A 25,788-nucleotide genomic window follows, 5' to 3' on the forward strand; every position below is an offset into this window, starting at 1 on the left:
ACAAAAAAAGCCAATAGATCCGACTGCCTATTGGCTATTTTTTTTGTATCCATGGCATCCCTAACCGCTAGGTCGACCCATCAGAACGGATAAACGATGAATACCCTCTAACTGTTGGTAATAGGCTAATGGTTGGTAATAATCTAGCTGTTGGTAATAATCTAGCTGTTGGTAATAAATTGCGCGCGTAACTTCTCTATTTCATCACGTTTTTGCGCGGCCAACTCAAACTCAAGATCTTGAGCATGCTGATACATCGCAGCTTCAAGGCGGCTGATCTCTTTGTCCAATTGTTGTGGGGACATCACTTCATAAGTTTGCGAGTGCTCTGCTACTTTAGACAGCGGTACCTGCTTATTATTACGTTGACGCTTAGACTTGGTAATATCACCCAGTTCCATAATATCTTTGATATTGCGCTTCAACGCCTGCGGTTCAATCCCCATCTTCGCATTGTAGGCCTGTTGCTTTTCACGACGGCGTTCCGTTTCATCTATCGCTTTTTTCATCGATTTAGTGATCGAGTCACCGTATAAAATCGCCTTACCTTCAATGTTACGTGCAGCACGACCAATCGTCTGAATGAGTGAACGCTCCGAACGTAAGAAGCCCTCTTTATCCGCGTCAAGGATCGCCACCAGCGAAACCTCGGGCATATCTAAACCCTCACGCAGCAAGTTGATTCCAACCAACACATCAAACTCGCCAAGACGTAGGTCACGAATAATTTCAACCCGCTCTACGGTATCGATATCCGAGTGCAAATAACGAACACGAACGTCATGTTCGTGAAGATATTCTGTTAAATCTTCCGCCATTCGTTTTGTCAGTGTAGTGACCAAAACACGCTCGTCTTTTGCTGAACGAATTCGAATCTCAGACAACAAATCATCAACTTGAGTCGCCACTGGGCGAACTTCTAATAACGGATCGAGCAGCCCTGTTGGGCGCACAACCTGATCTGCTATCTCACCCGCTGATTTTTCAAGTTCATAATTTCCTGGCGTCGCAGAAACAAAAATCGTTTGTGGCGAGATGGCTTCAAACTCTTCAAACTTCATTGGACGGTTATCCAGCGCAGACGGCAAACGAAAGCCATACTCAACCAAAGTCTCTTTACGTGAGCGATCACCTTTGTACATTGCGCCAATTTGAGGAACCGTCACATGTGATTCATCAATGATGAGCAAGCCATCATGAGGTAAGTAATCAAATAGTGTTGGGGGCGGCTCCCCCTCCGCTCGACCACTTAAGTAACGCGAATAGTTTTCTATGCCCGAGCAAAAGCCGAGCTCATTCATCATTTCAATATCAAATTGTGTCCGCTGGCTAATACGCTGTTCTTCAAGTAGTTTGTTATTGTCTAGCAAATACTTCTTGCGTGACTCCAACTCAACTTTGATGTTTTCGATCGCTTCAAGCACACGATCTCGTGGCGTCACATAGTGCGTTTTGGGATAAATCGTAAAACGAGGCAAATCACGTTGTTTCACCACTCCAGTCAGCGGATCGAAGACACTAATACAATCCACTTCGTCATCAAACATTTCAATGCGAACAGCATCTTGATCCGATTCCGCAGGAAAAACATCGATCACTTCCCCTCGAACGCGAAACTGACCACGCTCAAAAGCAACGTCATTACGGGAATACTGTAGTTCCGCCAATCGACGCAGCATATCACGCTGATCAATCACATCACCACGACGCAAGTGCAGCATCATTTGTAGATACGATTCTGGATCACCCAAACCATAGATAGCCGATACCGAGGCGATAATAATCGCGTCTTTGCGCTCTAATAGTGCCTTGGTCGCCGACAAACGCATTTGTTCAATATGAGCGTTAACCGAAGCATCTTTTTCAATAAAAGTGTCTGTTGTCGGCACATAAGCTTCTGGCTGGTAATAGTCATAGTAAGAAACAAAATACTCGACCGCGTTGTTTGGGAAAAATGCTTTCATTTCACCATAAAGTTGCGCAGCAAGTGTTTTATTAGGTGCGAGCAAAATTGCAGGACGTTGGGCCTGAGCGATCACATTTGCCAACGTGAAAGTTTTACCCGATCCCGTTACGCCTAAAAGTGTCTGGTGGGCCAAGCCATCATCCAGTCCCTCTAGTAACTTTTTGATCGCCGTAGGCTGATCGCCTGATGGCTGATAATCAGAGACCAGCTCATAAACTTTACTCATACTTTTCCTCAATTTTACTGCACTGAAGCTGTATATATATACACCTTGAGAAATGAAATCTACGTTTGTCTAGGATTTATAGCCCATTGTCATTAATTTTTGCGATTTATTGACTTAACACTAGCCATTTTTTTCCGACTCTGGTATATTTCTTCGCCCTACAAGACGGGCCCCCTTGGTTCGCTAAAGATTTATTTCCACAAGTTTTCCCCAAAATTGGCTAAAAAGTCTTTTTATCCCCAATAAAACAATTTTCAACCAGCTTGATTACATTTACTACAATTTCAATAATCTCTTGTTTTATCGGCGTATTAGACGCGTAATTGAATGAAAAACTCGCACATAAACAACACTTGTTGCATATGAAATAATGTTACTCAGGTTTCATCAACACACTTATCCACAATTTTAGTGGATAAGTAATGCTAGCCCTTTACTGGCAAGGACTACAAAAATGTAAAGCCTGAGAAGAAATATTTTTCACAAAAATGTGTTTTCAAAATATTGACACGTTTTTAAGTGCTCGGTAATATTCGCCCCGCTTTCAAGCAAAGCAATTCCTCCTTAGCTCAGTTGGTAGAGCGACGGACTGTTAATCCGCAGGTCGCTGGTTCGAGCCCAGCAGGAGGAGCCACATTCCAGAATAAGCCGTGTCGAACGACGCGGCTTTTTCGTATCTGCTCTCCGATAGCAACATGAGGGCGATGTTAAGTTGCGCCATCAAATCACCCTTTGTCAATCCGACTGACTACCAGCCCATCACTCAATCCGTATTACTATTGATTTACCCATAAGTTTTAATTTGCCCAAAAGTTCACTGTATCAAGCAATATATTTGTATGTTCTAAAGCAGAATTACACATAAAGCATTGAATTTTATATTAATGCAATTTTGTAATCTAAAAAATGAAAAGCATTCATTTTACTCATACATGGTAACCCTCTACGATTGACACAGTTAAGAATGGTTCCGTCCAACTCGTCGCCTCCGTTCTATTTATCAATAACTTAGGGGTTTACTTATGACTATTCCGACGACTGATATGCTAGACGCATGGGCTGGTTTTACTGCCGGTGAATGGCAAGACTCTGTCAACACTCGTGACTTTATCCAAAAAAACTACACACCCTATGAGGGAGACGAGTCTTTTTTAGCCGAGGTTAGTACATCCACTTCAGCATTATGGAACCAAGTGCTTGAAGGCATTAAACAAGAAAGCCGCACACACGCTCCTGTTGATTTTGATACCGCTCTGCCATCAACGATTACTTCTCACGATGCGGGTTACATCAACAAAGATCTGGAAAAGATCGTTGGCTTACAAACCGATCAACCACTAAAACGGGCAATCATCGCTAATGGTGGTATTCGCATGGTGAAAAACTCATGCGAAGTTTACGGCCGAGAACTGGACCCTACGGTCGAAAAGATCTTCACTGAATACCGTAAAACTCACAACAAAGCGTGTTTCGATCTATACACCAAAGAAATCCTAGCGTGTCGTAAATCAGGCATCATCACTGGTCTTCCTGATGCCTATGGCCGTGGTCGTATCATTGGTGACTACCGTCGTATCGCCCTTTACGGTATCGACTTCTTAAAAGCAGACAAAAAAGAACAATATAACTCGACACAAACTTTCCTAGAGCGTAGTGGCGATCTTGAGAAAACGCTTCGTCTGCGTGAAGAGATTGCAGACCAAGTTCAAGCGCTTGAAGACATTCGTCAAATGGGTTTGAAATACGGCATTGATATGTCGCTACCTGCAAAAACAGCGCAGGAAGCGATTCAATTTACCTACTTTGGTTACTTGGCGGCAGTTAAATCACAAAATGGCGCAGCAATGTCATTAGGTCGTACATCGACTTTCCTAGACGTTTACCTAGAACGCGATATCGCAAATGGTTTGATTGATGAATCACAAGCGCAAGAGATGATCGACCACTTCATCATGAAACTGCGCATGGTTCGCTTCCTTCGTACACCAGAATACGATTCATTGTTCTCTGGCGACCCAATCTGGGCAACTGAAGCCATGGCTGGTATGGGTGTTGATGGCCGCACGCTGGTATCTAAAACCACATTCCGATACTTGCACACGCTGCATACTATGGGTCCTGCTCCTGAGCCAAACATGACGATTCTTTGGTCAGAGCAATTGCCAGAAGCGTTCAAGCAATACGCGGCAAAAGTGTCGATTGATACCTCTTCTGTTCAATACGAAAACGACGATCTAATGCGTCCTGATTTCGACAATGACGACTACGCGATTGCATGTTGTGTGAGCCCCCAGATTGTTGGTCAGCACATGCAGTTCTTTGGTGCACGCGCCAACCTTGCAAAAGCGCTGCTTTACACCATCAATGGTGGTATCGATGAAAAATCAAAAGCGCAAGTTGGCCCGGTAGTGGACAAAGTTAAAGATGAAATTCTCGACTTTGATGCTTTGATGCCACGCTTCGATAACATGTTGGAATGGCTAGCAACGCAATACGTCACAGCGTTGAACATCATCCATTACTCGCATGACCGTTACAGCTACGAAGCATCACTGATGGCATTGATGGATCGCGACGTGCACCGCACTATGGCGTGTGGTATTGCAGGTCTGTCTGTTGTCGCTGACTCGTTGGCAGCCATTAAATACGCGACCGTAAAACCTGTCCGTGATGAAGATGGCATCGCCGTTGATTTTGAAATCGAAGGTGATTATCCAAAATTTGGTAACAACGATGCCCGTGTTGATGACATCGCTTGTGATCTGGTTGAGCGCTTCATGAAGAAAATTCAGAAAATGCACACCTACCGCGAAGCAGTGCCAACTCAATCGATCCTAACGATCACATCTAACGTGGTTTACGGCAAAAAAACGGGTAATACACCAGATGGCCGTCGTGCAGGTATGCCATTTGGCCCAGGAGCAAACCCAATGCATGGTCGCGATGAAAAAGGGGCGGTTGCGTCTTTGGCATCGGTTTCTAAACTGCCATTTGCTTACGCGAAAGATGGTATTTCTTACACTTTCTCAATTGTGCCTAACGCATTGGGTAAAGATGAGTTGAGTCAAAAGAAAAACCTAGCCGCATTGATGGATGGTTACTTCCATCACGAAGCAAGCAACGAGGGCATTGCGATTGAAGGTGGCCAACATCTTAACGTCAACGTTCTAAACCGAGAGATGTTATTGGATGCCGTTGAACATCCAGAGAAGTACCCTCAATTGACGATTCGAGTGTCTGGCTATGCGGTACGTTTTAACTCCCTCACTCGAGAGCAACAACAAGACGTGATCAGCCGAACCTTTACAGAAAGACTGTAATCGCCAGATTGTAAAATAATCAAAGCTCATGCCTCTAACTCATTAGGGGTATGAGCTTTTTTCGTTTCTGGCAAACCACAAGGAGTGACACCAAAACCATCAACAACACGTGCGTTAAATCAGTGGCTGTGATTGCGCTTGCCTTGTTAACAACCATTCATCAAAGTTTTCAATTTCTTATTAATTCATCCACTCCCATCACAGAGACGTATATTTTTCCATCGTGTGCATAAAACCACACCGTTCACTGGTTGTTATTGGTGTCACAAAACACGATAATATTGGGATCGGATTTTATGAACGTAATAACTATGACCGAATATATTTTGTTGTTGGTTGGCACGGTGCTAGTAAACAACTTTGTACTGGTGAAGTTTTTGGGCTTGTGTCCTTTCATGGGCGTGTCTAAAAAACTGGAAACTGCCATTGGTATGGGCCTAGCGACGACATTCGTGCTAACGCTTGCATCTGTGTGTGCCTATCTAGTAGAAAGCTACATTCTTCGTCCATTGGGCATTGAATACTTAAGAACCATGAGCTTTATTTTGGTGATCGCCGTTGTGGTGCAATTCACCGAAATGGTTGTGCACAAAACCAGCCCAACCCTTTATCGTCTATTGGGCATCTTTTTACCATTGATCACGACGAACTGTGCGGTTCTGGGTGTAGCTCTGCTTAACATCAATGAGAACCATAACTTCATCGAATCGATCATTTACGGGTTTGGTGCGGCTGTCGGCTTCTCACTGGTTCTGATCTTGTTTGCTTCCATGCGTGAGCGTATCGCTGCGGCTGACGTACCTGTACCGTTTAAGGGTGCGTCGATTGCGATGATCACCGCAGGCCTGATGTCTCTTGCCTTTATGGGCTTTACAGGTTTGGTGAAGTAAACGATGAGTACCATTTAATAGCGATCATCGCACTTGCAGCCCTTGCTGCTGTATTCGGTGCCATACTTGGTTTTGCATCGATTCGCTTTAAAGTAGAAGCGGATCCCATTGTTGACCAAATTGACTCTATTCTTCCGCAAACTCAGTGTGGACAATGCGGCTACCCAGGTTGTCGTCCATACGCTGAAGCGATAGCTAACGGTGATAAAATCAATAAGTGTCCTCCTGGTGGTCAAGCGACCATAGAAAAACTGGCGGATCTGATGGGTGTAGAAGCAGAAGAGTCGGCACACGATCTCGACAGCAAAGTAAAAACCGTTGCTTTCATCCATGAAGATATGTGTATCGGTTGTACTAAGTGTATTCAAGCCTGTCCTGTAGATGCGATTGTCGGCGGCACAAAAGCCGTTCATACCGTCATCAAAGACGAATGCACTGGTTGTGACTTGTGTGTATCCCCTTGTCCAACAGACTGTATTGAAATGATTCCTGTGGAAACCACCACAGAGAGCTGGAAGTGGAAACTCAATACTATTCCAGTGGTTAACATTACGGATGCTGCCAACGCAGCGAACGTGACTGATTCAATTAAATAAGGTTTCATATGTTGTCTTTGATTGAACAAATTCGTACTGGTTCGCTATGGGATTTCCCAGGTGGCGTGCATCCGGCAGAAAATAAAAAGCAATCTAACAAAACGGACTTGGTTCATGCAGCCATTCCGTCGGAAATCGTTCTACCTCTAAAACAGCACATCGGCAAAGCAGGTAATCTATTGATTACCGTCGGCGACACCGTGTTGAAAGGTCAACAATTAACGGCTTCAGACAGTGGTTTCACCGTTCCTGTTCATGCCCCGACTTCTGGTCAAGTTACCGCGATCGAACCACGTACTGTTGCTCACCCATCGGGCTTGAGCGAGCTGTGCGCCGTGATTACCCCTGATGGTAACGACACTTGGTGTGAGAAAGCGCCGGTTGCCGATTACACACAGGAATCTGCCGACACGCTGATTGACGTTATTCGTCTTGCTGGCATTTCAGGCATGGGGGGTGCAGGCTTCCCAACGGCTAAGAAGATCCAATCAGGTATTGCGCGAACTGAAATTCTTATCGTCAATGCGGCAGAATGTGAACCTTACATCACTGCCGATGACAAACTCATGCAGGAACATGCTGATGAACTGATCCAAGGTATCGAGATCGTTGAGCATATCCTTAAGCCTAAACTGACCATCATCGGTATAGAAGATAACAAACCAGCGGCAATCAAAGCGCTGGAGCAAGCGGCGACGAACAAAGACATCGTGATCCGTGTTATCCCAACCAAGTACCCATCTGGTGGTGAGAAGCAGCTCATCAAAATTCTGACCAACAAAGAAGTGCCAAGCGGTGCTATTCCTGCGGACATTGGCATCTTGGTGCAAAACGTGGGGTCTCTGTATTCAATTAAACGTGCCGTTGTTGATGGCGAGCCAATGATCAATCGTATCGTGACGCTGACAGGGAAAACCTTTAAGCAACCACGTAACGTTTGGACGCTTCTTGGCACACCCGTTCAAGCACTGTTGGATGAATTTGGCTACAAAGCGGATAAAAAACTTCAGCGCCTGATCATGGGCGGTCCAATGATGGGCTTCACCCTGCCCCACGCTCAAGTTCCAATTACAAAAACAGCAAACTGTATTTTGGCACCGAAACGTCGAGAGATTGCATCGGACCAATACGAAATGGAATGTATCCGTTGTAGCCAATGTGCTGAAGCTTGCCCTGCTTCGCTATTGCCACAGCAACTTCAGTGGTATGCAAAGAGCCAAGAATACGACAAGTTAGAAGAACTAAACCTAAAAGATTGTATTGAGTGTGGCGCGTGTGCATTTGTGTGTCCTAGTGAAATTCCACTGGTTCAATACTATCGCCAAGCGAAAGCTGAAATCCGTACTCGCGCTCAAGAAGCGGCATCAGCAGAACGGGCCAAGTTGCGCTTCGAAGATAAAAAAGCACGTATGGAACGCGAAAAAGCAGAACGTGAGAATCGCTTTAAGAAAGCCGCAGATGACCGTCGTAAAGATATGAAATCATCGGGTGGTGACGATGCGATTGCTGCCGCGATTGCTCGAGTGAAAGCGCAAAAAGAAAACGCCGAAGCGCAAGCTGAGCCAGTAATGAAACCTGCAGTTGCCGCTGCAATTGCGAAAGCAAAAGCCAAACAAGCGGCCGCGGCTCAATCAGGCGCAGCTGAACCGGATAACTCAGAAATGGCGAAATTGCGTGAAGAACGCAAACGTCTCGCTCGTGAACGTAAGGCAGAAAAAGAACAAAGCGAAGCACCTGTAGACAATGCCGACGATAAGAAGTCAGCTGTTGCTGCAGCGATTGCCCGAGCTAAAGCGAAAAAAGCACAACAAGAAGATTCAACCGAATCTATAGATTCAGAAACGTCTGCACAGCAAGCCGGTGATCCGAAGAAAGCCGCAGTTGCCGCTGCAATTGCTCGCGCTAAAGCACGTAAAGCTAAGCAAGAAGACTTTACGGAATCTGCAGAAGCGGAAACACCAGCAGGACAAGCTGAAGATCCGAAGAAAGCTGCAGTTGCCGCTGCCATTGCTCGTGCGAAAGCACGCAAAGCTAAGCAAGAAGACTCTACGGAATCTGTAGAAGCGAAAGCACCTGCAGAACAAGCTGAAGATCCGAAGAAAGCTGCTGTTGCCGCTGCGATTGCTCGTGCCAAAGCGCGTAAAGCTAAGCAAGAACAATCAACTGAATCTGTAGAAACGGAAGCACCTGCTGAACAAACTGAAGATCCAAAGAAAGCCGCTGTCGCTGCTGCCATTGCTCGCGCGAAAGCACGTAAAGCTCAGCAAGAAGCACAAACAAAATCTGTTGAAGCAGAAGCTCCTTCTGAAGAACTAGAAGTGGATCCAAAGAAAGCAGCTGTTGCCGCAGCCATTGCTCGCGCGAAAGCACGCAAAGCTCAGCAAGAAGCACAAACAGAATCTGTTGAAACGGAAGCTCATTCTGAAGAACCAGAAGTCGATCCGAAGAAAGCCGCGGTTGCCGCTGCCATTGCTCGCGCTAAAGCACGTAAAGCTCAGCAAGAAGCAAATAAAAATAATACTGAGGAGAACGAGTAATGTCGTTTTTTATTGCCAGTTCACCACATGCTCACAGCCGTCGCAGTACGCCTGACTTAATGAAATGGGTAGCGCTTTGCGCTCTCCCTGGCTTGGTGGCTCAAACCTATTTCTTTGGTTGGGGAACGCTCATCCAATTAATGTTCGCGATTGCCATCGCAGTTTCACTCGAAGCTTTAGTCATGCTAGCTCGTAAACGCTCGCCAATGCGTGCGCTGCGTGATAACAGTGCAATCGTAACCGCATGGCTACTGGCTGTCGCGATTCCACCGTGGTCTCCATGGTGGATCATGGTCATTGGTTTGATCTTTGCGATTGTCATTGCCAAGCACTTGTACGGTGGCATTGGTCAAAATCCATTCAATCCTGCAATGGTTGCTTATGTTGTACTGCTGATCTCTTTTCCGCTGCAAATGACCAGTTGGAGCGCACCATCATCCTTGATGACTGAGCATGTCAGCTTTGCTGATACTTTATCGATCATCTTCACTGGCTACGATTTTGATGGTTTATCGCTACAACAAGTGCGCGCCGGTGTCGATGGCGTGACAATGGCAACACCATTGGATGCGTTTAAAACAGGTATCCACTCTGGAGCAACCCCTAGTGAAGTGCTATCTCAACCCATGTTTGGCAGTCTTGCGGGCATTGGTTGGCAATGGGTCAATATCGCCTACTTCATTGGCGGCCTTATCATGATCAAAAAGCGCATCATCCAGTGGTACATTCCAGCCGGTTTTCTTGCAAGCTTAACGATTTTAAGCGGTGTATTTAGCTTACTAACGCCGGGAGAAACTGCGTCACCAATCTTCCACCTACTATCAGGTGCAACGATGTTGGGTGCATTCTTCATCGCAACGGATCCTGTATCAGCTTCTACCACGGTGAAAGGTCGCTTAATTTTCGGTGCCTTGATCGGCGCATTGGTATTTATTATTCGCAGTTGGGGCGGCTTCCCAGATGGCGTTGCATTCGCCGTTCTGCTTGCCAATATGTGCGTACCGTTGATCGACTACTACACCAAACCAAGAACTTACGGTCACTGAGGTAAACATGTTAACCGCTATTAGAAAAAATGGTCTGACACTGGCAATCTTCGCCTGTGCAACAACCGGTCTTGTGGCACTGACTCAGTACCTAACTAAAGATCAAATTAAGCTACAGGAGCAAAAACAACTGCTCTCTGTTCTCAACCAAGTTATCCCACAAGAGATGCATGACAATAATTTGGTCGCGTCATGTACGATGGTATCTGCACCCGACTTAGGCACCGTGCGCTCAATGCCAACGTATATCGCAACCAAAGATGGTCAACCAACGGCTATGGCGATCGAATCTATCGCCCCAGATGGCTATAATGGTGAAATTAAGATCATTACGGGTATCGATAATCAAGGCAAAATTCTTGGTTCACGAATCTTAAGCCACCAAGAAACACCGGGATTAGGTGATAAAATTGACTTGCGCGTAACGGATTGGATTTTGAGTTTCACAGGTAAACAAGTAACCGAAGAAAACTGGAATTCTTGGCATGTTCGCAAAGATGGTGGCGACTTCGATCAGTTTACTGGCGCAACCATTACCCCTCGTGCGGTAGTGAAAGCGGTAAGAAACACGGTAAATTACGTAAATAAATCCCGTAATGATATTCTGAACCAGCCGCTAGACTGTGCAGGAGAAAGTCATGAGTGAAAATAAACTGCTAATGAAAAACGGCATGTGGAGTAATAACCCAGCCTTAGTGCAACTTCTTGGGCTATGTCCTCTTCTTGCGGTTTCTTCTACCATTACCAACGCACTTGGTTTGGGTATTGCAACCTTACTGGTTCTAGTAGGGTCAAACGTGACGGTTTCACTGATCCGTAACTACGTCCCGAAAGAAATCCGTATTCCTGTTTTCGTTATGATCATCGCAGCATTAGTGACCTGTGTTCAGCTATTGATGAACGCTTATGCTTACGGACTGTATTTATCTCTGGGTATCTTCATCCCACTGATCGTAACCAACTGTATTATCATCGGCCGAGCAGAAGCATACGCATCAAAGAACGATCCACTGCCTGCTGCACTTGATGGTTTTTGGATGGGCTTAGGTATGACAACAGTATTGGTTGTACTGGGTGCGATGCGTGAGCTTATCGGTAACGGAACATTATTTGATGGTGCCGACCTACTATTAGGTGACTGGGCTGCCGCACTGCGTATTCAAGTATTCCACTTCGATAGCAGCTTCCTACTGGCATTGTTGCCACCGGGTGCTTTCATCGGCGTAGGACTTTTGATTGCGTTGAAAAATGTTATCGACAGCTCAATTCAGGCACGCCAGCCAAAAGAAGAAAAACCAGCCATTGAGCGTGCTCGGGTAACTAACGCATAATATAAGAATTCTAAAATCAAGGCTCTACCATTCGTAGGGCCTTTTTCATAAACCGCAAAGACGGGTTTGGAAGTCAGCAATGAACAAAGTCAAAAGAATTGAAATTCTCGAACGACTTCGAGAAAACAACCCCAATCCTCAAACTGAGCTCAACTGGAGCACGCCGTTTGAGTTACTCATCGCCGTCCTGCTTTCTGCACAAGCTACGGATGTAAGCGTGAACAAAGCAACAGACAAACTCTACCCTGTTGCGAATACACCGCAAGGCATTCTTGATTTGGGTGTTGATGGTCTAAAGAAATACATCAAAACCATCGGTCTATTCAATTCAAAAGCGGAAAACACCATCAAGACTTGTAAGATCTTGCTAGAGAAACATAACGGCGAAGTGCCAGAAGATCGTGCAGCACTTGAAGCGTTGCCGGGTGTGGGGCGTAAAACCGCTAACGTGGTACTGAATACTGCTTTCGGTTGGCCAACCATCGCAGTGGACACGCACATCTACCGCGTTTCTAACCGAACTAAATTTGCGATGGGTAAAACCGTCGATGACGTGGAAGAAAAACTTCTCAAAGTGGTGCCAAAAGAGTTTAAGCTTGATGTACACCACTGGCTGATCCTTCATGGTCGCTACACCTGCGTGGCAAGAAAACCACGCTGTGGAAGCTGCATCATCGAAGATTTATGTGAGTTCAAAGAAAAAGTGTACCCAGACGAATAACCCCGTCTGAAACAATCGCTAGGAGCAAAAAATGTCAAACGGTCGAATTCTTCACACCATGCTACGCGTGGGTGATTTAGACAAATCAATCAAGTTCTACACTGAAGTAATGGGTATGCAGCTGCTTCGTACTAACGAAAACAAAGAGTACGAATACACGCTTGCATTCCTAGGTTACGGTGATGAATCTCACGGTGCTGTTATCGAACTGACTTACAACTGGGGTAAGACAGAGTACGACTTAGGCACCGCTTTTGGTCATATCGCAATTGGTGTGGACGATATCTACACAACATGCGATGCAATCAAAGCGGCAGGGGGTAACGTTACGCGTGAGCCAGGTCCAGTAAAAGGTGGCAGTACACATATCGCTTTCGTTAAAGATCCTGATGGTTACATGGTTGAACTGATCCAAAACAAACAAGCATCTGCAGGACTAGAGGGTTAATACTCCCTCACATTAAAACTTGCCCATTACAGGCAGATCTGAGATCTGCCTGTAACTTATCAAAACAGATAAATAGACCACTTTACTTGATAATGATTATCGTTTAAGTTTTACCGCAACATGAATATGCGGGACAGCGATAATAATCAGTGAATGGGAACAACACACACTTCTTGCCGATACGGCACTTCAACTCGACGACCCTATTCGCAGCATTCTTCACTATCAACAAGCACTTAGCTTAAGTGAAGACATCAGCGAGTGCATTGAAATCGATGCCGATGAGCGCCTCTTAATTTCTGTCATTTCATGCCACAATCTTGCGCAATTTTGGCGTTGGGTGGGAGATACCGAGTATGAGCTCAAATATCTTCAATTGGCTTCAGAAAAAGTACTGACATTGATTCCTCAATGCCCAAACAAGAACTGCGCGAGCTTCATTGACTCCATAGGCTGTTGTACAAAAGCACTAATAGATTTTATGAAGCGTCACCCAAATCCATCAATCGCCAAGCAAGTAGAAAAAATTGATACCGCAACAAACTGCGAAATCATCGCAAAATTCCGCTTAAACTGAGACTCATAAACCGCACTTCCCGCTATATAAAAAGCTATAGAACTAAAGAACTAAAGAACTAAAGAACTAAAGAACTAAAGACATCATGCGATATAAAAAACGCCAGAGTAAAACTCCAGCGTTTTTCAGTCGTTCCACTTTTTATGTCTCGTTAGACTTGTGCTCGCCCAAGAGAAATAACCACTCGGCGGTTCTTATCTTTGCCTATTGGAGAACCATTGTCTGCAATTGGTCGGCGCTTACCGTAGCCTTGAACTTGGATTCGATCTTCTGGCAAACCGAGTGACTCAAAATACGTCCGTAGCGATTCAGCTCTGCGCTCCGACAAACTTTGGCTTGCACTTTTACCATCCGTCGAATCGGTATAAGTAGCAACTAATACCAAGTCAATGTCCTGATTATGTCGAACATAATCGGCAATCTGAGCGAGACGCTTTTTCGAAGCCTTAGTCAGCTGATCGCCTTGACGTTCATAATGAAGAATGGTGAATGCGATGTCTTCAAAACTGTATTTCAACAAATTCGAGATACAATCACTAAACGCATTGTATTTGCTTTGAAAAAGCACAGATGACAATGCGACCTCAATCCTTTGATCACGGCTTTGCCAGTCTTGATAACTGAACGTAGGATAACGCCCTTTCTCTAACTCAGAGAGTATACCCCAAGCTGTTTGCCCACCCACATAGCCATCAAACTGTTTGAAAAATTGGAGGTTAGTTAAACGATCTGCATGCTCGCCTGGACGCCATGGCGGAGGCATAGAAATCAAACTCACGTTGCGCGTTTCTCCCATGGGACGACGCATTTTTAACTCAAAATCCAAGTTAATTTTTTTACTCGCGCGAGATGAAAATACCGCATCACCGAAATTTGGAATCGGATGAACAAGTTGGCACTCCAAAGGCGTATTCATCACCATTTCCCACTGAGATTGCTGTGGTGTGGCAACATAACGCTTCCCCATCGAGGCAACACTGCTCACACTGAACAAGGACAACGCAATACCGGTGGTTACTAGCCATCTATTCATCTGGGTACAATCTCTCACGGCAGTCAATTGCCGCTTCGTTGAATCAATTAAAAACGAAACTATCTATGCAAAAACAATGCAAAAATCTCGCCAATATCGAGCTTTTGTCACCATGTCATGCCTATTTTAAACACCTATTAAAAATAGCATTACCCTTTATGTTCTCTAACTCAAACATCCACCCCAAGCCAGTTTTCATACTATTTACTTAAGTAACAACGAGTTAAATAAATGCATAAAGAGAAATACCGCCAAGTTATTTTATGCTCTGTACGGTTTTTACGCCGTTCTAGCAAGTAAATAAAGCGATAAATAACATCACGCCAATAGTGGATGATCTCAACCACAGTTTTTGGTTATAAATCTGCGGCAGGATACGTAAAACAGAATTTTACATTTATCCAAAATTGCGGTTTTTCTCATCGATATAATCTGCAATAATGCAATGTTCGTCACACTAAAATAAACCAACATGACTATAGAAAATGAAGCTCTAACCTTGAAAAAACGCTTTCGTGGTTATTTCCCAGTGGTAGTTGACGTTGAGACCGCAGGTTTCAATGCGCAAACTGATGCACTTTTGGAAATCTGTGCCGTAACCTTATCGATGGATGAAAACGGCGATCTGCATCCGGCTTCCACCATTCATTTTCATATCGAGCCTTTCGAAGGGGCCAATTTAGAGAAAGAAGCTTTGGATTTTATCGGTATTCGAGATCCGTTTAGCCCTTTACGTGGCGCAGTTTCTGAGCAAGAAGCACTAAAAGAAATTTATAAGCTTATTCGTAAAGAGCAAAAAGCAGAAGACTGCTCTCGTGCGATTATGGTTGCACACAATGCAGCATTCGATCTAAGTTTTGTAAATGCAGTCAATGAGCGCTGTAAGCTGAAAAGAGTCCCTTTTCATCCTTTTGCCACTTTTGACACCGCGACATTAAGTGGACTTGCCTATGGACAAACCGTACTGGCCAAGGCATGTAAAACTGCTGGGATGGAGTTCGACAATCGTGAAGCACATTCAGCGCTTTACGATACACAAAAAACTGCAGAGCTATTCTGTGGCATCGTCAACAAATGGAAGGCCCTAGGCGGTTGGCCGCTTGTCGACGAAGAATAATAAATAAACACAACATATTGGGAATAGTATGAACCCTGTCGTTATATCTGTGTGCGTCATGCTTGTATTGGCATTGATGCGCGTAAACGTGGTGGTAGCCCTCACGTTTAGTGCCATCGTTGGTGGCCTTGTTGCTGGCATGAGCCTCGGAGACACCGTCTCCGCATTTGAAAGTGGCCTTGGTGGTGGTGCAACTATTGCGTTGAGTTACGCAATGCTTGGCACATTCGCCGTTGCTATTTCAAGATCGGGAATCACTGACTTACTTGCTAAAAGCGTTATCAAACGTTTAAATGGTAAAGACAGCGCTGCTTCTACAACAGGCCTAAAGTACGCCGTACTTATCGCTCTTGTTCTTGTCACCATGTCTTCTCAGAACGTTATCCCTGTCCATATTGCGTTCATTCCAATTTTAATTCCGCCTCTACTTGGTGTATTTGCGAAACTGAAACTTGACCGCCGTTTGGTTGCGTGTGTCCTAACTTTTGGTCTGATCACGCCGTACATGGTTCTGCCGATCGGCTTTGGTGGTATTTTCCTTAACAATATTCTTTTAAAGAACTTACATGACAACGGTTTGACCGACGTTGTCGCGAGCCAAGTCCCAACAGCTATGCTATTGCCTGGTGCGGGCATGATTTTTGGTCTTCTAACCGCTATTTTTGTCAGCTACCGTAAGCCACGTGAATACAAAGAAACGGAACTAACTGTTGTTCATGAGTCAGGTGAAAAACTCAATAAGAAGCACATTTTTGTTGCCGCTCTGGGTATTATTGCCGCACTCAGCGTGCAACTTTACACTGGCTCAATGATCATCGGTGCTCTCGCTGGTTTCATGGTGTTTACATTCGGCGGTGTTATCGCATGGAAAGAGACCCATGATGTTTTCACTAAAGGTGTACACATGATGGCGATGATCGGTTTCATTATGATCGCGGCAGCAGGCTTTGCAGCAGTAATGAAACAAACCGGTGGCGTAGAAACACTGGTTCAATCACTTTCGACCAGTATTGGCGATAACAAGCCTCTCGCAGCCCTACTTATGCTCGTTGTCGGCCTATTAGTTACGATGGGTATTGGTTCGTCATTCTCAACCATCCCAATCCTAGCCACGATTTACGTTCCACTCGCGCTGGCATTTGGCTTTTCGCCAATGGCAACCATCGCACTCGTGGGTACGGCAGCCGCTCTAGGTGATGCTGGTTCTCCAGCGTCTGACTCAACATTAGGTCCAACATCAGGCCTAAATGCAGACGGACAGCACGAGCACATTTGGGAAACCGTTGTTCCAACCTTTATCCACTACAACATCCCACTGATCATCTTCGGTTGGATTGCTGCGATGGTACTTTAGTCCCCTGTCATAGGACTTAAAACAACCGGATATTAAGACGGTAAAACGGACTGTTACAAAAAAGCCGCTCGGACTGAGCGGCTTTTAGTGATTTACATCGTAACGAATAAAGCCAAGCTTATTGCGCAGGCATATTCTCAATGATGCGCTCTCGAATAAGCTTAAGTGTCGCTTCTGTCGACAAGTAATCCACTTCAATAGGGAAATAAGCATCATCAATTTGTAGAACCAGACTCGGGTAAGCATTCACGCCCAAACCTTTCGCTAAGCTCAATTGATCTTCAAAAACACCCTCTAGTAACGCGCCATCCATGTCGTTCTTAAACTGTTGAACGTTTAATCCGATCTCTTTTGCTAACTGCAAATGGGTCGCTTCTTCATGAGGTGGCATAGCGCGCAGATAGTACGCGTGCTGAATTGCTTCTAGCATCTGCTCATAAGAATCTTGAAAACCTGCTGCGATAACTGCTCGACAGGCTTGGTACGTACTGCGCACCGGAGTGCATAGCGTCCAAAAATCGTAGTTAAATTTGGTACCAAGTTGCGCTTCGATTTGTTTCCAAATTTGCTCAATTTTCTGCTGCATTTCTGGTGGCATTGGCAGATTAGTATCTGGCGCAAGCCCACCCACCACATACTCAAACTGAATCACCCCTGGCAGTTGCTGTTTCAATTTATCAATGGTTGGTTTGTAACCCCAACACCAACTGCACATAGGGTCATGTACGTAGTAAAGCTTTATGTTCATTCCACTAACCTAAAAAAGAAAAAGGAGCCAATGCGGCTCCTTTATATTCTATCGCCAAATGTGAGTATTTACGAATTACTCAGCGTCACCTTCAACGCGCGCAGCCGCTTCTTTGATAAGAGGCTGAAGTTCACCTTTTTGGAACATTTCCAAAATGATGTCGCAACCACCAATCAACTCGCCTTCAACCCATAGTTGTGGGAATGTTGGCCATTGAGCGTATTTTGGTAGCTCAGCACGGATGTCTGGGTTTTGTAGAATGTCTACGTAAGCGAACTTCTCACCGCAAGCCATTAATGCTTGTGCTGCTTGAGAAGAGAAACCACAGCTAGGCAGTTTCGGTGATCCTTTCATGTACAGCAGGATTGAGTTTTCAGAAATCTGCTGTTTGATTTTATCGATAGTTTCCATCGCTTCCTCATTCATGGATGTGAACTTTAATTATTGCCACATTCTACTCAATAAATGCAGAATAAAAACCATATAATTGATGCGGCTTTTACTTTCCGATCCCAAAATATTTTCATATCGGGGTTTTAATAAAGTAAAAACTTGCTAAAATACTTTTCAAGTCAGTCGTAACGACTACATATAAATAAAATCATTGGAAGCAATAGAAAGGTAACCCTTTCATATCTATGGAGAATCGAGCAATGGCATTTGAACTACCAGCTCTTCCTTACGCGAAAGACGCACTAGAACCACACATCTCAGCAGAAACTCTAGATTTCCACCATGGTAAGCACCACAACACTTACGTTGTTAAGCTAAACGGTCTGATCCCTGGTACTGAGTTCGAAGGCAAAACGCTAGAAGAAATCATCAAAACTTCAACTGGTGGCGTGTTCAACAACGCAGCTCAAATCTGGAACCACACGTTCTACTGGCACTGTCTTGCACCAAATGCCGGCGGTGAGCCAACTGGCGCAGTTGCTGAAGCAATCAATACTGCGTTCGGTTCTTTCGAAGAATTCAAAGCGAAGTTCACAGACGCAGCAATCAACAACTTCGGTTCTTCATGGACTTGGCTAGTTAAGAAAGCTGACGGTTCTCTAGAAATCGTGAACACTTCTAACGCAGCGACACCACTAACAGAAGAAGGGACTACTCCACTTCTAACGGTTGACCTATGGGAACACGCTTACTACATCGACTACCGCAATGTACGTCCTGATTACATGAACGGCTTCTGGGCGCTTGTAAACTGGGATTTCGTAGCTGAGAACCTAGCGAAGTAATTTACTTCCCCCAAGTTCAATTTAGTCTGATTCAAAAGCTCGTGATTTCACGAGCTTTTTTGTTTCTGATTCATCTCTCTTAAAGAATTAACCCTAAAGTTATCCCTCTTTATGCCGTTATAGAAGCATCAACGAGGAACATCATGCAAATTCATACTTTAGACAAAGCGGCAATCATCAACGAGCTTCAGTTCGGCAATGGTATCAATCATGCTGTACATGATGGTCGTCGTGCCGATTTTGCTCTAATTATGTCCATGTTTTCTAATGACGTGCGCGATGTCGTTCCAGTCGAAGAAGTCCAAGAAACAAAAACAAGCGATGATATTCTTCGCCATCAGTTTGGTTTGTCTCAGCCGCAAGTACTGCGTTCAGACAGCAGCAGTTACGACATCGCTGCAGAGCAAGCAAAACAGTTCCATTGTGCAGGGCTACCATCAGCAAAACTCAGTCACTACTTAAAACCCGATGCCCTAACCTACATGCCTCAGGACACGTTTGATCTGCCCGAAGAGGTTTACCATAACCTATCAGGCCATGAACGACGTAGCTTAGGTGAGCGCAATAAAAATTTGATCCCCGAAGCTGGCCTCTATAACCAGTTAGTCACCGCACAACGCCAATATCAAATTCAAGTACAAGCGTAGTAACTAAACTTTCGTGATATAAATTACATTTCAAGCACGTAAGAAATGTGACTCATTGCCAATTCCTAGACATTACCTACCATTGACCAAGCGTTGTTTGAACGCATTCACACAGAAGCTCTAAATTTTCATCCATGCTGTTAGCTTGACCCTTTCTTGTATTGTTTACAAATACACATACAGTGAAGTTGCTATGGATATAAAAAACTCAGTCATCCTCATTACCTCCGCAGGCTCCCTGCTCGGCAGAACTTGCTCCAGTCACTTTGCCCACCTTGGCGCTACGGTCATATTGTGCGATGAAGATAAAAATGAGCTAGATACGACCTATCAACAGATCCGTGTTTTTTCAGACAAGGTGTATGAGATAAATGTTTGTCGTTCCAATACCACATCCATTAACTTGCTCTTTGACCAAATCGAGTCTCTACTTGGGACAACACCAGACGTGATCGTGAATTGTTGGACTTGCTCTCCCATGCCTAGCCTGATGGCACCTGAACCAATGAGTTCTTATATCGATCATCTATCCTCAGCCGCTCGTTTTTTATATACCTATGGTCAAGTCAGTGCAGAACGATTTCGCACCAGTAATAAGAAAGGCGTGATCATTAATGTTATTTCACATGAGGATCATAATAATTTTACTGGCGTAGAGAGCATAGCCGCATTGGTATCTGGCTTTACGGCCAGTTGGGCGAAAGAGCTAACCCCTTTCAATATTCGTGTCGGGGGAGTGATTCCATCACTTAGCCAAGCAAAAGATATTGAAACATTGGATGAACGCCACTGGGCAGAAATACAAGATGAGTTAGTTAGAAACACGGCGTACATTGTGACTAATGATTATTTCAGTGGCAGAGTGGTGACAGCAGAAGTGTAATGCCAACGCGTTCTTTACCCTTATCTAAACCAATGTATAAACCAATTCAAGGCGAGACAAATCAATAAAAAAGCCCCAACCTTTCGGTTGGGGCTTGAAGTTTCCCGATTAAGATTTCGTGCTAGCGAAAACCTTATCTCATGAACAACTCTTAATTACGCGTCAGCTTTTTCTTTTTTTGCTTTTGGCGCAGTTTTCGCTGCTTCTTGGTCTGCTTTCTTCTTGATTACAGTAGTACCTTCGAAAGTTTCGCCTTCAACGAAGGCTTTACCGTAGTAAGAAGCCATTAGCACTTCTTTCAGCTCAGTGATTAGAGGGTAACGTGGGTTAGCACCTGTACACTGGTCATCGAACGCTTCAACAGCTAGCTCGTCAAGTTTCGCTACGAAGTCAGCTTCAGAAACACCCGCCGCTTGGATAGACATTGGGATGTCTAGGTCGCCTTTCAGCTCGTCCAACCATGCTAGTAGACGTTCAATCTTCTGAGCAGTACGGTCACCTTCTTGGCTTAGGCCTAGGTGGTCAGCAACTTCAGCGTAACGACGACGTGCTTGTGGACGGTCGTATTGAGAGAACGCAGTTTGTTTAGTTGGGTTGTCGTTCGCGTTGTAACGTACAACGTTAGAGATTAGTAGTGCGTTCGCCAAACCGTGAGGTAGGTGGAACTCAGCACCAATCTTGTGCGCCATTGAGTGACAAACACCTAGGAATGCGTTAGCAAATGCGATACCAGCGATAGTTGCTGCGTTGTGTACTTTCTCACGAGCGATTGGGTCGTTTGCACCGTTCGCGTAGCTTGAAGGTAGGTACTCTTTAAGCATCTTAAGTGCTTGTAGAGCTTGACCGTCAGAGTACTCGTTCGCAAGAACAGATACGTAAGCTTCTAGAGCGTGAGTTACTGCATCGTAACCACCGAATGCTGTTAGAGACTTAGGCATGTTCATTACAAGGTTAGCATCAACGATAGCCATGTTTGGCGTGATTTCGTAGTCCGCTAGTGGGTACTTAGCACCAGTCTTGTCGTCTGTAACAACAGCGAATGGAGTAACTTCCGAACCAGTACCTGAAGTTGTAGTGATACATACAAGCTCAGCTTTCTTACCCATTTTAGGGAACTTGTAGATACGTTTACGGATGTCCATAAAGCGCATTGCTAGTTCCGCGAAGTGAGTTTCTGGGTGCTCGTACATTACCCACATGATCTTCGCAGCATCCATTGGTGAACCACCACCTAGAGCTAGGATTACGTCAGGTTGGAAGCTCTTCATTGCTTCTGCACCTTTCTCAACAACAGATAGTGTTGGATCCGCTTCTACGTCGAAGAATGTTTGAACTTCGATGCCTTGCTCTTTAAGCAGTTTAACTACTTCATCAGCGTAACCGTTGTTGAATAGGAAACGGTCAGTTACTAGGAACGCGCGTTTCTTACCTTCTAGGTCGCTCATTGCGATTGGAAGGCTACCACGACGGAAGTAGATAGACTTAGGTAGTTTGTGCCACAACATGTTTTCAGCTCGCTTAGCTACAGTTTTCTTGTTGATAAGGTGCTTAGGACCTACGTTCTCAGAGATAGAGTTACCACCCCAAGAACCACAACCTAGAGTTAGAGAAGGCGCTACGTTGAAGTTGTAAAGGTCACCGATACCACCGTGAGTAGTTGGGATGTTTACAAGGATACGTGCAGTCTTCATCTTGTCACCGAAGTAACGGATGCGGTCTGCGTTAACGTCTTGGTTAGTGTAAAGACCAGATGTGTGACCGATACCACCGATTTCAACCATTGTTACCGCTTGAGCAACTGCGTCTTCGAAGTTGTCAGCACGGAATAGACCTAGAGTTGGAGATAGTTTCTCGTGAGCGAACTCATCATCGATCGATACTTTACCTAGACCTTCACCTACAAGAACTTTAGTGTCAGCAGGAACTTTAACGCCAGCCATTTCAGCGATTGCTGGAGCAGGTTGACCTACGATTTTCGCGTTTAGCGCGCCGTCGATAAGAAGTACTTTACGTACTTTATCTGCATCAGATTTAGATAGAACGTGAGCTTTGTGAGAAGCGAAACGCTCTTTCACTTCGTCGTATACTTCGCTAACTACGATTGCAGCTTGCTCAGAAGCACATACTACGCCGTTATCGAAAGTTTTAGACATTAGGATAGAAGCAACAGCACGTTTGATGTCAGCTGTTTCATCGATAACGACAGGAACGTTACCTGCACCTACACCGATTGCTGGCTTACCAGAAGAGTAAGCTGCTTTAACCATGCCTGGACCACCAGTTGCAAGGATAAGAGCGATGCCGTCGTGCTTCATAAGAGCGTTAGAAAGCTCTACAGATGGTTGGTCAATCCAACCGATGATGTCTTTTGGAGCACCCGCTGCTACTGCTGCATCTAGAACAAGCTTAGCTGCGTCGTTAGTAGAGTTTTTAGCGCGTGGGTGTGGTGAGAAGATGATACCGTTACGAGTCTTCAGAGAGATTAGAGATTTGAAGATCGCGGTAGAAGTAGGGTTTGTTGTTGGTACGATACCACAAATAATACCTACAGGTTCTGCGATAGTCATCGTGCCTAGGTTGTCATCTTCTTCAAGGATGCCACACGTTTTTTCGTCTTTGTATTTATTGTAAATAAACTCAGACGCGAAGTGGTTCTTGATTACTTTATCTTCAACAATACCCATACCAGACTCTGCAACCGCTTGTTGTGCTAGCGGTATACGAGCGTGGTTAGCTGCTAGAGATGCTGCACGGAAAATTGCATCCACTTTCTCTTGAGAGAACGTAGCAAATTCTTCTTGAGCCGCTTTAACGCGAGCTACTAGAGCATCTAGTTCAGCCAAATTAGTTACAGGCATAGGGAATCTCCTAAAATTAACAAATATTAAAAACTTTTTAGTAAGGCTATTGTGTTTCGTTTTTACTGTTCATCAGTGACTTAACAAACAACCGTCTTAGTAAATTGCTTTCAGGACTGAGTATAATATTTCAGAGTGTGAAAAAAATTGACTTGGATCACTTCTCTCTCTCGAAATACCTCAAAAGTAGTGGTTTACCACAATAAAGCAACCTAAATAACTGATAAATAAGAAAATAAAAACCAAGCAACTTCAGTACAAAAAAACAGCATACAGATTTAAAACTTTAAGAAACAACAATAATGTGTAAAAAAGTTTCATTTTTAGCCAACAAAATTACATGTAGAGCCAAATTTTTGTGCTACTGAGAGTATATCCATTTCGACTTATCTCTCTACAAACCCACTTTTTTTTTCTCAAAAATGTGCGAATGTTAACGTTTGTGCAAATCAGTATACTACCTCACTCCACTCTCTCATTCAGTTTCTACGTAACAAATCGTTTCCATGTAGCATACATTTCATTTAACAATTAGTTTTTCTCACAAATAGAGGGGCAAATACGTTAGTTTTTTTCATTTCTTCCTGCCGCCGTTTTGCCTTACATTACCGCCTAAAATTACCTCCTCTCTTTTTCACTACGGTGAACATTTACGAGTAAACAACATGCAAACTTTAGAGTTAGCGATTTTCCTACAGTTTTTCTTGGGTTTGGTCGCGGCAGTGAACCCTGTCGGTATCATGCCTGTATTCGTGTCATTGACGGGTCATATGACGCCTGAAGAGAAAAACAAAACCGCCACGACAGCCAATATTGCTGTAGCCGTCATTTTGATCATTTCACTATTTGCCGGTCAGTTGCTGCTAGATATGTTCAGTATTTCTCTCGATTCTTTCCGAGTTGCTGGCGGATTACTACTGCTGAGCATTGCGTTCTCGATGATGAGCGGTAAATTAGGTGAGGATAAGCAAAACAAGCAGGAAAAGACCGAGTACGTAAGTCGTGAGCAAATTGGTGTTGTGCCTCTTGCTATGCCTCTTATGGCAGGTCCTGGTGCGATCAGTTCTACGATTGTTTATGGCGCGCGTTACCCAAGCATGATGGACACGGTCGGTATTAGCATAACGATTATGCTGTTTTGCTTCTGTTCTTGGTTGCTATTTCGTTCTGCACCATTGATCGTGCGATTCCTTGGTCAAACGGGTATCAACGTGATCACACGTATCATGGGTTTGATATTAGGTGCACTCGGGATTGAATTCATCGCAAATGGCCTAAGAAACCTATTCCCTGGTTTAGCCTAAGCTTCCCAAATTCTGGTATGATGTTGTAATCCGTTTCATTTTAACGCTGACAATGCAACATCATGCCTCGCAAGTCTCTTAAGCATCATTTATATGTCATTATCTTTGGCACTCACACTCGTGCTGGTCGTGCATTTGATATCGCCCTGATTGCTGCGATCATTACTTCTCTTGTGGTACTCATTCTCGAGTCTTTACCATCGGTAATGACCGAGTGGTCTCAAGAGTTACGTTATGTTGAATACACGTTCACTGCCCTGTTTACCCTTGAGTACCTACTAAGGCTTTACTGCTCTCCGAAACCGAAATCTTATGCCACCAGCTTTTATGGTGTTGTGGACCTACTTGCCATATTGCCAACGTACTTGGCGATCTTTTTCCCAGGCGCCTCATTTATGGGCGTCGTCCGACTGCTGCGCGTGATGCGAATCTTTCGAATTCTGAAGCTCGTTCGTTATCTGCAAGATTCCAATGTTTTGTTACGCTCGCTTCTGATGGCTCGTCGCAAGATCTTTATCTTCTTTAGTACCGTTGGGATTCTCGTCATTATTTTAGGATCACTTATCTTCGTAATTGAGGGGCCACATAACGGATTTACCAGTATCCCGAAAAGCATTTATTGGGCGATCGTGACGATCACAACCGTAGGATACGGAGACATGGTTCCTCAAACCAATTTAGGTAAAGCGATCGCTTCAATCACGATGTTATTAGGTTATTCAATTCTAGCGGTTCCAACCGGCATTATTACTGCTGAACTCAGCAATGAAATGAGTGCGCATAAAGAGTTGGTAAAATGCCCCAACTGTAATCGCTCTGGGCATGATGCTGATGCGATACATTGCAAGCACTGCGGAAGCGAACTAGCAGATCCTGATAATCGAGTCGTGGCCGGAAACGAAAAGAGCTCCTGATGGAGCTCTTAAGTCAAGTCGTTTAGATAATAGG

Annotated in this window: 22 protein-coding genes and 1 tRNA gene; 18 read left to right on the forward strand and 5 right to left on the reverse strand. The window is 44.6% G+C overall.

Annotation, left to right across the window (positions count from 1 at the left end):
• Positions 1 to 161: 161 nt before the first annotated feature.
• Positions 162 to 2,192, reverse strand: a complete 2,031-nt coding sequence (gene uvrB / locus KHN78_RS02620) for an excinuclease ABC subunit UvrB (protein ID WP_211919723.1) — start codon at positions 2,190 to 2,192, stop codon at positions 162 to 164.
• A 558-nt stretch (positions 2,193 to 2,750) separates the two neighbouring features.
• Here uvrB and KHN78_RS02625 point away from each other — a divergent pair.
• From KHN78_RS02625 to KHN78_RS02675, 11 genes are all read left to right on the forward strand, one after another.
• Positions 2,751 to 2,826, forward strand: a tRNA-Asn gene (locus tag KHN78_RS02625).
• A gap of 388 nt (positions 2,827 to 3,214) precedes the next feature.
• Positions 3,215 to 5,512 carry a formate C-acetyltransferase gene (pflB, locus tag KHN78_RS02630; RefSeq protein ID WP_211919724.1) on the forward strand — a complete coding sequence of 766 codons (2,298 nt, stop codon included), beginning with the start codon at positions 3,215 to 3,217 and terminating at the stop codon, positions 5,510 to 5,512.
• A gap of 311 nt (positions 5,513 to 5,823) precedes the next feature.
• Positions 5,824 to 6,402 carry an electron transport complex subunit RsxA gene (rsxA, locus tag KHN78_RS02635; protein ID WP_042523119.1) on the forward strand — a complete coding sequence of 193 codons (579 nt, stop codon included), beginning with the start codon at positions 5,824 to 5,826 and terminating at the stop codon, positions 6,400 to 6,402.
• A gap of 17 nt (positions 6,403 to 6,419) precedes the next feature.
• Positions 6,420 to 6,998 carry an electron transport complex subunit RsxB gene (gene rsxB, locus KHN78_RS02640; RefSeq protein WP_211919968.1) on the forward strand — a complete coding sequence of 193 codons (579 nt, stop codon included), beginning with the start codon at positions 6,420 to 6,422 and terminating at the stop codon, positions 6,996 to 6,998.
• 8 nt (positions 6,999 to 7,006) lie between these two features.
• A complete protein-coding gene (rsxC, locus tag KHN78_RS02645) occupies positions 7,007 to 9,535 on the forward strand; it encodes an electron transport complex subunit RsxC (protein WP_211919725.1) in 2,529 nt (842 codons plus the stop codon).
• Positions 9,535 to 10,581 carry an electron transport complex subunit RsxD gene (gene rsxD / locus KHN78_RS02650; RefSeq protein ID WP_211919726.1) on the forward strand — a complete coding sequence of 349 codons (1,047 nt, stop codon included), beginning with the start codon at positions 9,535 to 9,537 and terminating at the stop codon, positions 10,579 to 10,581. Before rsxC ends, rsxD begins: the two co-directional genes overlap by 1 nt.
• A gap of 7 nt (positions 10,582 to 10,588) precedes the next feature.
• Complete coding sequence (rsxG, locus tag KHN78_RS02655; protein ID WP_211919727.1) at positions 10,589 to 11,227, forward strand: electron transport complex subunit RsxG; 639 nt, start codon at positions 10,589 to 10,591, stop codon at positions 11,225 to 11,227.
• The gene (locus tag KHN78_RS02660) at positions 11,220 to 11,912 is read left to right on the forward strand and encodes an electron transport complex subunit E (RefSeq protein WP_010645729.1); all 693 of its coding nucleotides are present in this window, start codon (positions 11,220 to 11,222) and stop codon (positions 11,910 to 11,912) included. The genes rsxG and KHN78_RS02660 overlap by 8 nt, the downstream gene beginning before the upstream one ends.
• Before the next feature lie 79 nt (positions 11,913 to 11,991).
• Positions 11,992 to 12,633, forward strand: coding sequence for an endonuclease III (nth, locus tag KHN78_RS02665; protein WP_211919728.1), 642 nt, complete (start codon positions 11,992 to 11,994; stop codon positions 12,631 to 12,633).
• 31 nt (positions 12,634 to 12,664) lie between these two features.
• Positions 12,665 to 13,081 (forward strand): lactoylglutathione lyase, encoded by a 417-nt coding sequence (gloA, locus tag KHN78_RS02670; RefSeq protein ID WP_128811260.1) that lies wholly within the window; start codon positions 12,665 to 12,667, stop codon positions 13,079 to 13,081.
• Positions 13,082 to 13,223: 142 nt separating this feature from the next.
• Positions 13,224 to 13,658, forward strand: coding sequence for a DUF2753 domain-containing protein (locus KHN78_RS02675; protein WP_211919969.1), 435 nt, complete (start codon positions 13,224 to 13,226; stop codon positions 13,656 to 13,658).
• A gap of 151 nt (positions 13,659 to 13,809) precedes the next feature.
• On the opposite strand, the gene motY is transcribed toward KHN78_RS02675, so the two are convergent.
• Positions 13,810 to 14,691: a flagellar protein MotY gene (gene motY, locus KHN78_RS02680; protein WP_211919729.1), complete on the reverse strand. Its 882-nt coding sequence runs from the start codon at positions 14,689 to 14,691 to the stop codon at positions 13,810 to 13,812.
• 472 nt (positions 14,692 to 15,163) lie between these two features.
• Between motY and rnt the strand changes: the two genes are divergently transcribed.
• Both rnt and KHN78_RS02690 read left to right on the forward strand, forming a co-directional pair.
• A complete protein-coding gene (rnt, locus tag KHN78_RS02685; RefSeq protein ID WP_211919730.1) occupies positions 15,164 to 15,808 on the forward strand; it encodes a ribonuclease T in 645 nt (214 codons plus the stop codon).
• Between the two features lie 28 nt (positions 15,809 to 15,836).
• The gene (locus tag KHN78_RS02690) at positions 15,837 to 17,162 is read left to right on the forward strand and encodes a Na+/H+ antiporter family protein (RefSeq protein WP_211919731.1); all 1,326 of its coding nucleotides are present in this window, start codon (positions 15,837 to 15,839) and stop codon (positions 17,160 to 17,162) included.
• Between the two features lie 118 nt (positions 17,163 to 17,280).
• On the opposite strand, the gene KHN78_RS02695 is transcribed toward KHN78_RS02690, so the two are convergent.
• Both KHN78_RS02695 and KHN78_RS02700 read right to left on the reverse strand, forming a co-directional pair.
• A complete protein-coding gene (locus KHN78_RS02695) occupies positions 17,281 to 17,910 on the reverse strand; it encodes a DsbA family protein (RefSeq protein ID WP_211919732.1) in 630 nt (209 codons plus the stop codon).
• A gap of 75 nt (positions 17,911 to 17,985) precedes the next feature.
• Positions 17,986 to 18,321 carry a Grx4 family monothiol glutaredoxin gene (locus tag KHN78_RS02700; RefSeq protein WP_099079483.1) on the reverse strand — a complete coding sequence of 112 codons (336 nt, stop codon included), beginning with the start codon at positions 18,319 to 18,321 and terminating at the stop codon, positions 17,986 to 17,988.
• Positions 18,322 to 18,563: 242 nt separating this feature from the next.
• Between KHN78_RS02700 and sodB the strand changes: the two genes are divergently transcribed.
• The 3 genes from sodB to KHN78_RS02715 all read left to right on the forward strand — a co-directional run bounded on the left by sodB (position 18,564) and on the right by KHN78_RS02715 (position 20,678).
• A complete protein-coding gene (gene sodB, locus KHN78_RS02705) occupies positions 18,564 to 19,148 on the forward strand; it encodes a superoxide dismutase [Fe] (protein ID WP_128811265.1) in 585 nt (194 codons plus the stop codon).
• A gap of 143 nt (positions 19,149 to 19,291) precedes the next feature.
• Entirely contained in the window at positions 19,292 to 19,795 is a 504-nt protein-coding gene (locus KHN78_RS02710) for a VC2046/SO_2500 family protein (RefSeq protein ID WP_128811266.1), read from the forward strand.
• A 193-nt stretch (positions 19,796 to 19,988) separates the two neighbouring features.
• Entirely contained in the window at positions 19,989 to 20,678 is a 690-nt protein-coding gene (locus tag KHN78_RS02715) for an SDR family oxidoreductase (protein WP_128811267.1), read from the forward strand.
• A gap of 155 nt (positions 20,679 to 20,833) precedes the next feature.
• Here the strand turns inward: KHN78_RS02715 and adhE are convergent, their stop codons facing one another.
• The gene (gene adhE, locus KHN78_RS02720) at positions 20,834 to 23,536 is read right to left on the reverse strand and encodes a bifunctional acetaldehyde-CoA/alcohol dehydrogenase (RefSeq protein ID WP_211919733.1); all 2,703 of its coding nucleotides are present in this window, start codon (positions 23,534 to 23,536) and stop codon (positions 20,834 to 20,836) included.
• Positions 23,537 to 24,201: 665 nt separating this feature from the next.
• On the opposite strand from adhE, the gene KHN78_RS02725 reads away from it, so the two are divergent.
• Positions 24,202 to 24,840, forward strand: a complete 639-nt coding sequence (locus KHN78_RS02725; RefSeq protein ID WP_211919734.1) for a YchE family NAAT transporter — start codon at positions 24,202 to 24,204, stop codon at positions 24,838 to 24,840.
• Between the two features lie 62 nt (positions 24,841 to 24,902).
• Positions 24,903 to 25,754 carry an ion transporter gene (locus KHN78_RS02730; RefSeq protein ID WP_211919735.1) on the forward strand — a complete coding sequence of 284 codons (852 nt, stop codon included), beginning with the start codon at positions 24,903 to 24,905 and terminating at the stop codon, positions 25,752 to 25,754.
• Positions 25,755 to 25,788: the final 34 nt, after the last annotated feature.

Origin of the sequence: Vibrio sp. B1REV9 (genome assembly GCF_905175395.2) — a bacterium.
GTDB lineage: Bacteria > Pseudomonadota > Gammaproteobacteria > Enterobacterales > Vibrionaceae > Vibrio > Vibrio alfacsensis.

Bases quoted from the DNA above. Each gene is read 5' to 3' on its own strand.
- KHN78_RS02730 (WP_211919735.1), top strand. From the start codon at position 24,903: ATGCCTCGCAAGTCTCTTAAGCATCATTTATATGTCATTATCTTTGGC.
- KHN78_RS02660 (WP_010645729.1), top strand. From the start codon at position 11,220: ATGAGTGAAAATAAACTGCTAATGAAAAACGGCATGTGGAGTAATAAC.
- KHN78_RS02695 (WP_211919732.1), bottom strand. From the start codon at position 17,910: ATGAACATAAAGCTTTACTACGTACATGACCCTATGTGCAGTTGGTGT.
- motY (WP_211919729.1), bottom strand. From the start codon at position 14,691: ATGAATAGATGGCTAGTAACCACCGGTATTGCGTTGTCCTTGTTCAGT.
- rsxD (WP_211919726.1), top strand. From the start codon at position 9,535: ATGTCGTTTTTTATTGCCAGTTCACCACATGCTCACAGCCGTCGCAGT.
- KHN78_RS02715 (WP_128811267.1), top strand. From the start codon at position 19,989: ATGGATATAAAAAACTCAGTCATCCTCATTACCTCCGCAGGCTCCCTG.
- pflB (WP_211919724.1), top strand. From the start codon at position 3,215: ATGACTATTCCGACGACTGATATGCTAGACGCATGGGCTGGTTTTACT.
- rsxC (WP_211919725.1), top strand. From the start codon at position 7,007: ATGTTGTCTTTGATTGAACAAATTCGTACTGGTTCGCTATGGGATTTC.
- KHN78_RS02710 (WP_128811266.1), top strand. From the start codon at position 19,292: ATGCAAATTCATACTTTAGACAAAGCGGCAATCATCAACGAGCTTCAG.
- rnt (WP_211919730.1), top strand. From the start codon at position 15,164: ATGACTATAGAAAATGAAGCTCTAACCTTGAAAAAACGCTTTCGTGGT.
- KHN78_RS02700 (WP_099079483.1), bottom strand. From the start codon at position 18,321: ATGGAAACTATCGATAAAATCAAACAGCAGATTTCTGAAAACTCAATC.
- KHN78_RS02725 (WP_211919734.1), top strand. From the start codon at position 24,202: ATGCAAACTTTAGAGTTAGCGATTTTCCTACAGTTTTTCTTGGGTTTG.
- uvrB (WP_211919723.1), bottom strand. From the start codon at position 2,192: ATGAGTAAAGTTTATGAGCTGGTCTCTGATTATCAGCCATCAGGCGAT.
- rsxA (WP_042523119.1), top strand. From the start codon at position 5,824: ATGACCGAATATATTTTGTTGTTGGTTGGCACGGTGCTAGTAAACAAC.
- rsxG (WP_211919727.1), top strand. From the start codon at position 10,589: ATGTTAACCGCTATTAGAAAAAATGGTCTGACACTGGCAATCTTCGCC.
- adhE (WP_211919733.1), bottom strand. From the start codon at position 23,536: ATGCCTGTAACTAATTTGGCTGAACTAGATGCTCTAGTAGCTCGCGTT.
- nth (WP_211919728.1), top strand. From the start codon at position 11,992: ATGAACAAAGTCAAAAGAATTGAAATTCTCGAACGACTTCGAGAAAAC.
- KHN78_RS02690 (WP_211919731.1), top strand. From the start codon at position 15,837: ATGAACCCTGTCGTTATATCTGTGTGCGTCATGCTTGTATTGGCATTG.
- gloA (WP_128811260.1), top strand. From the start codon at position 12,665: ATGTCAAACGGTCGAATTCTTCACACCATGCTACGCGTGGGTGATTTA.
- sodB (WP_128811265.1), top strand. From the start codon at position 18,564: ATGGCATTTGAACTACCAGCTCTTCCTTACGCGAAAGACGCACTAGAA.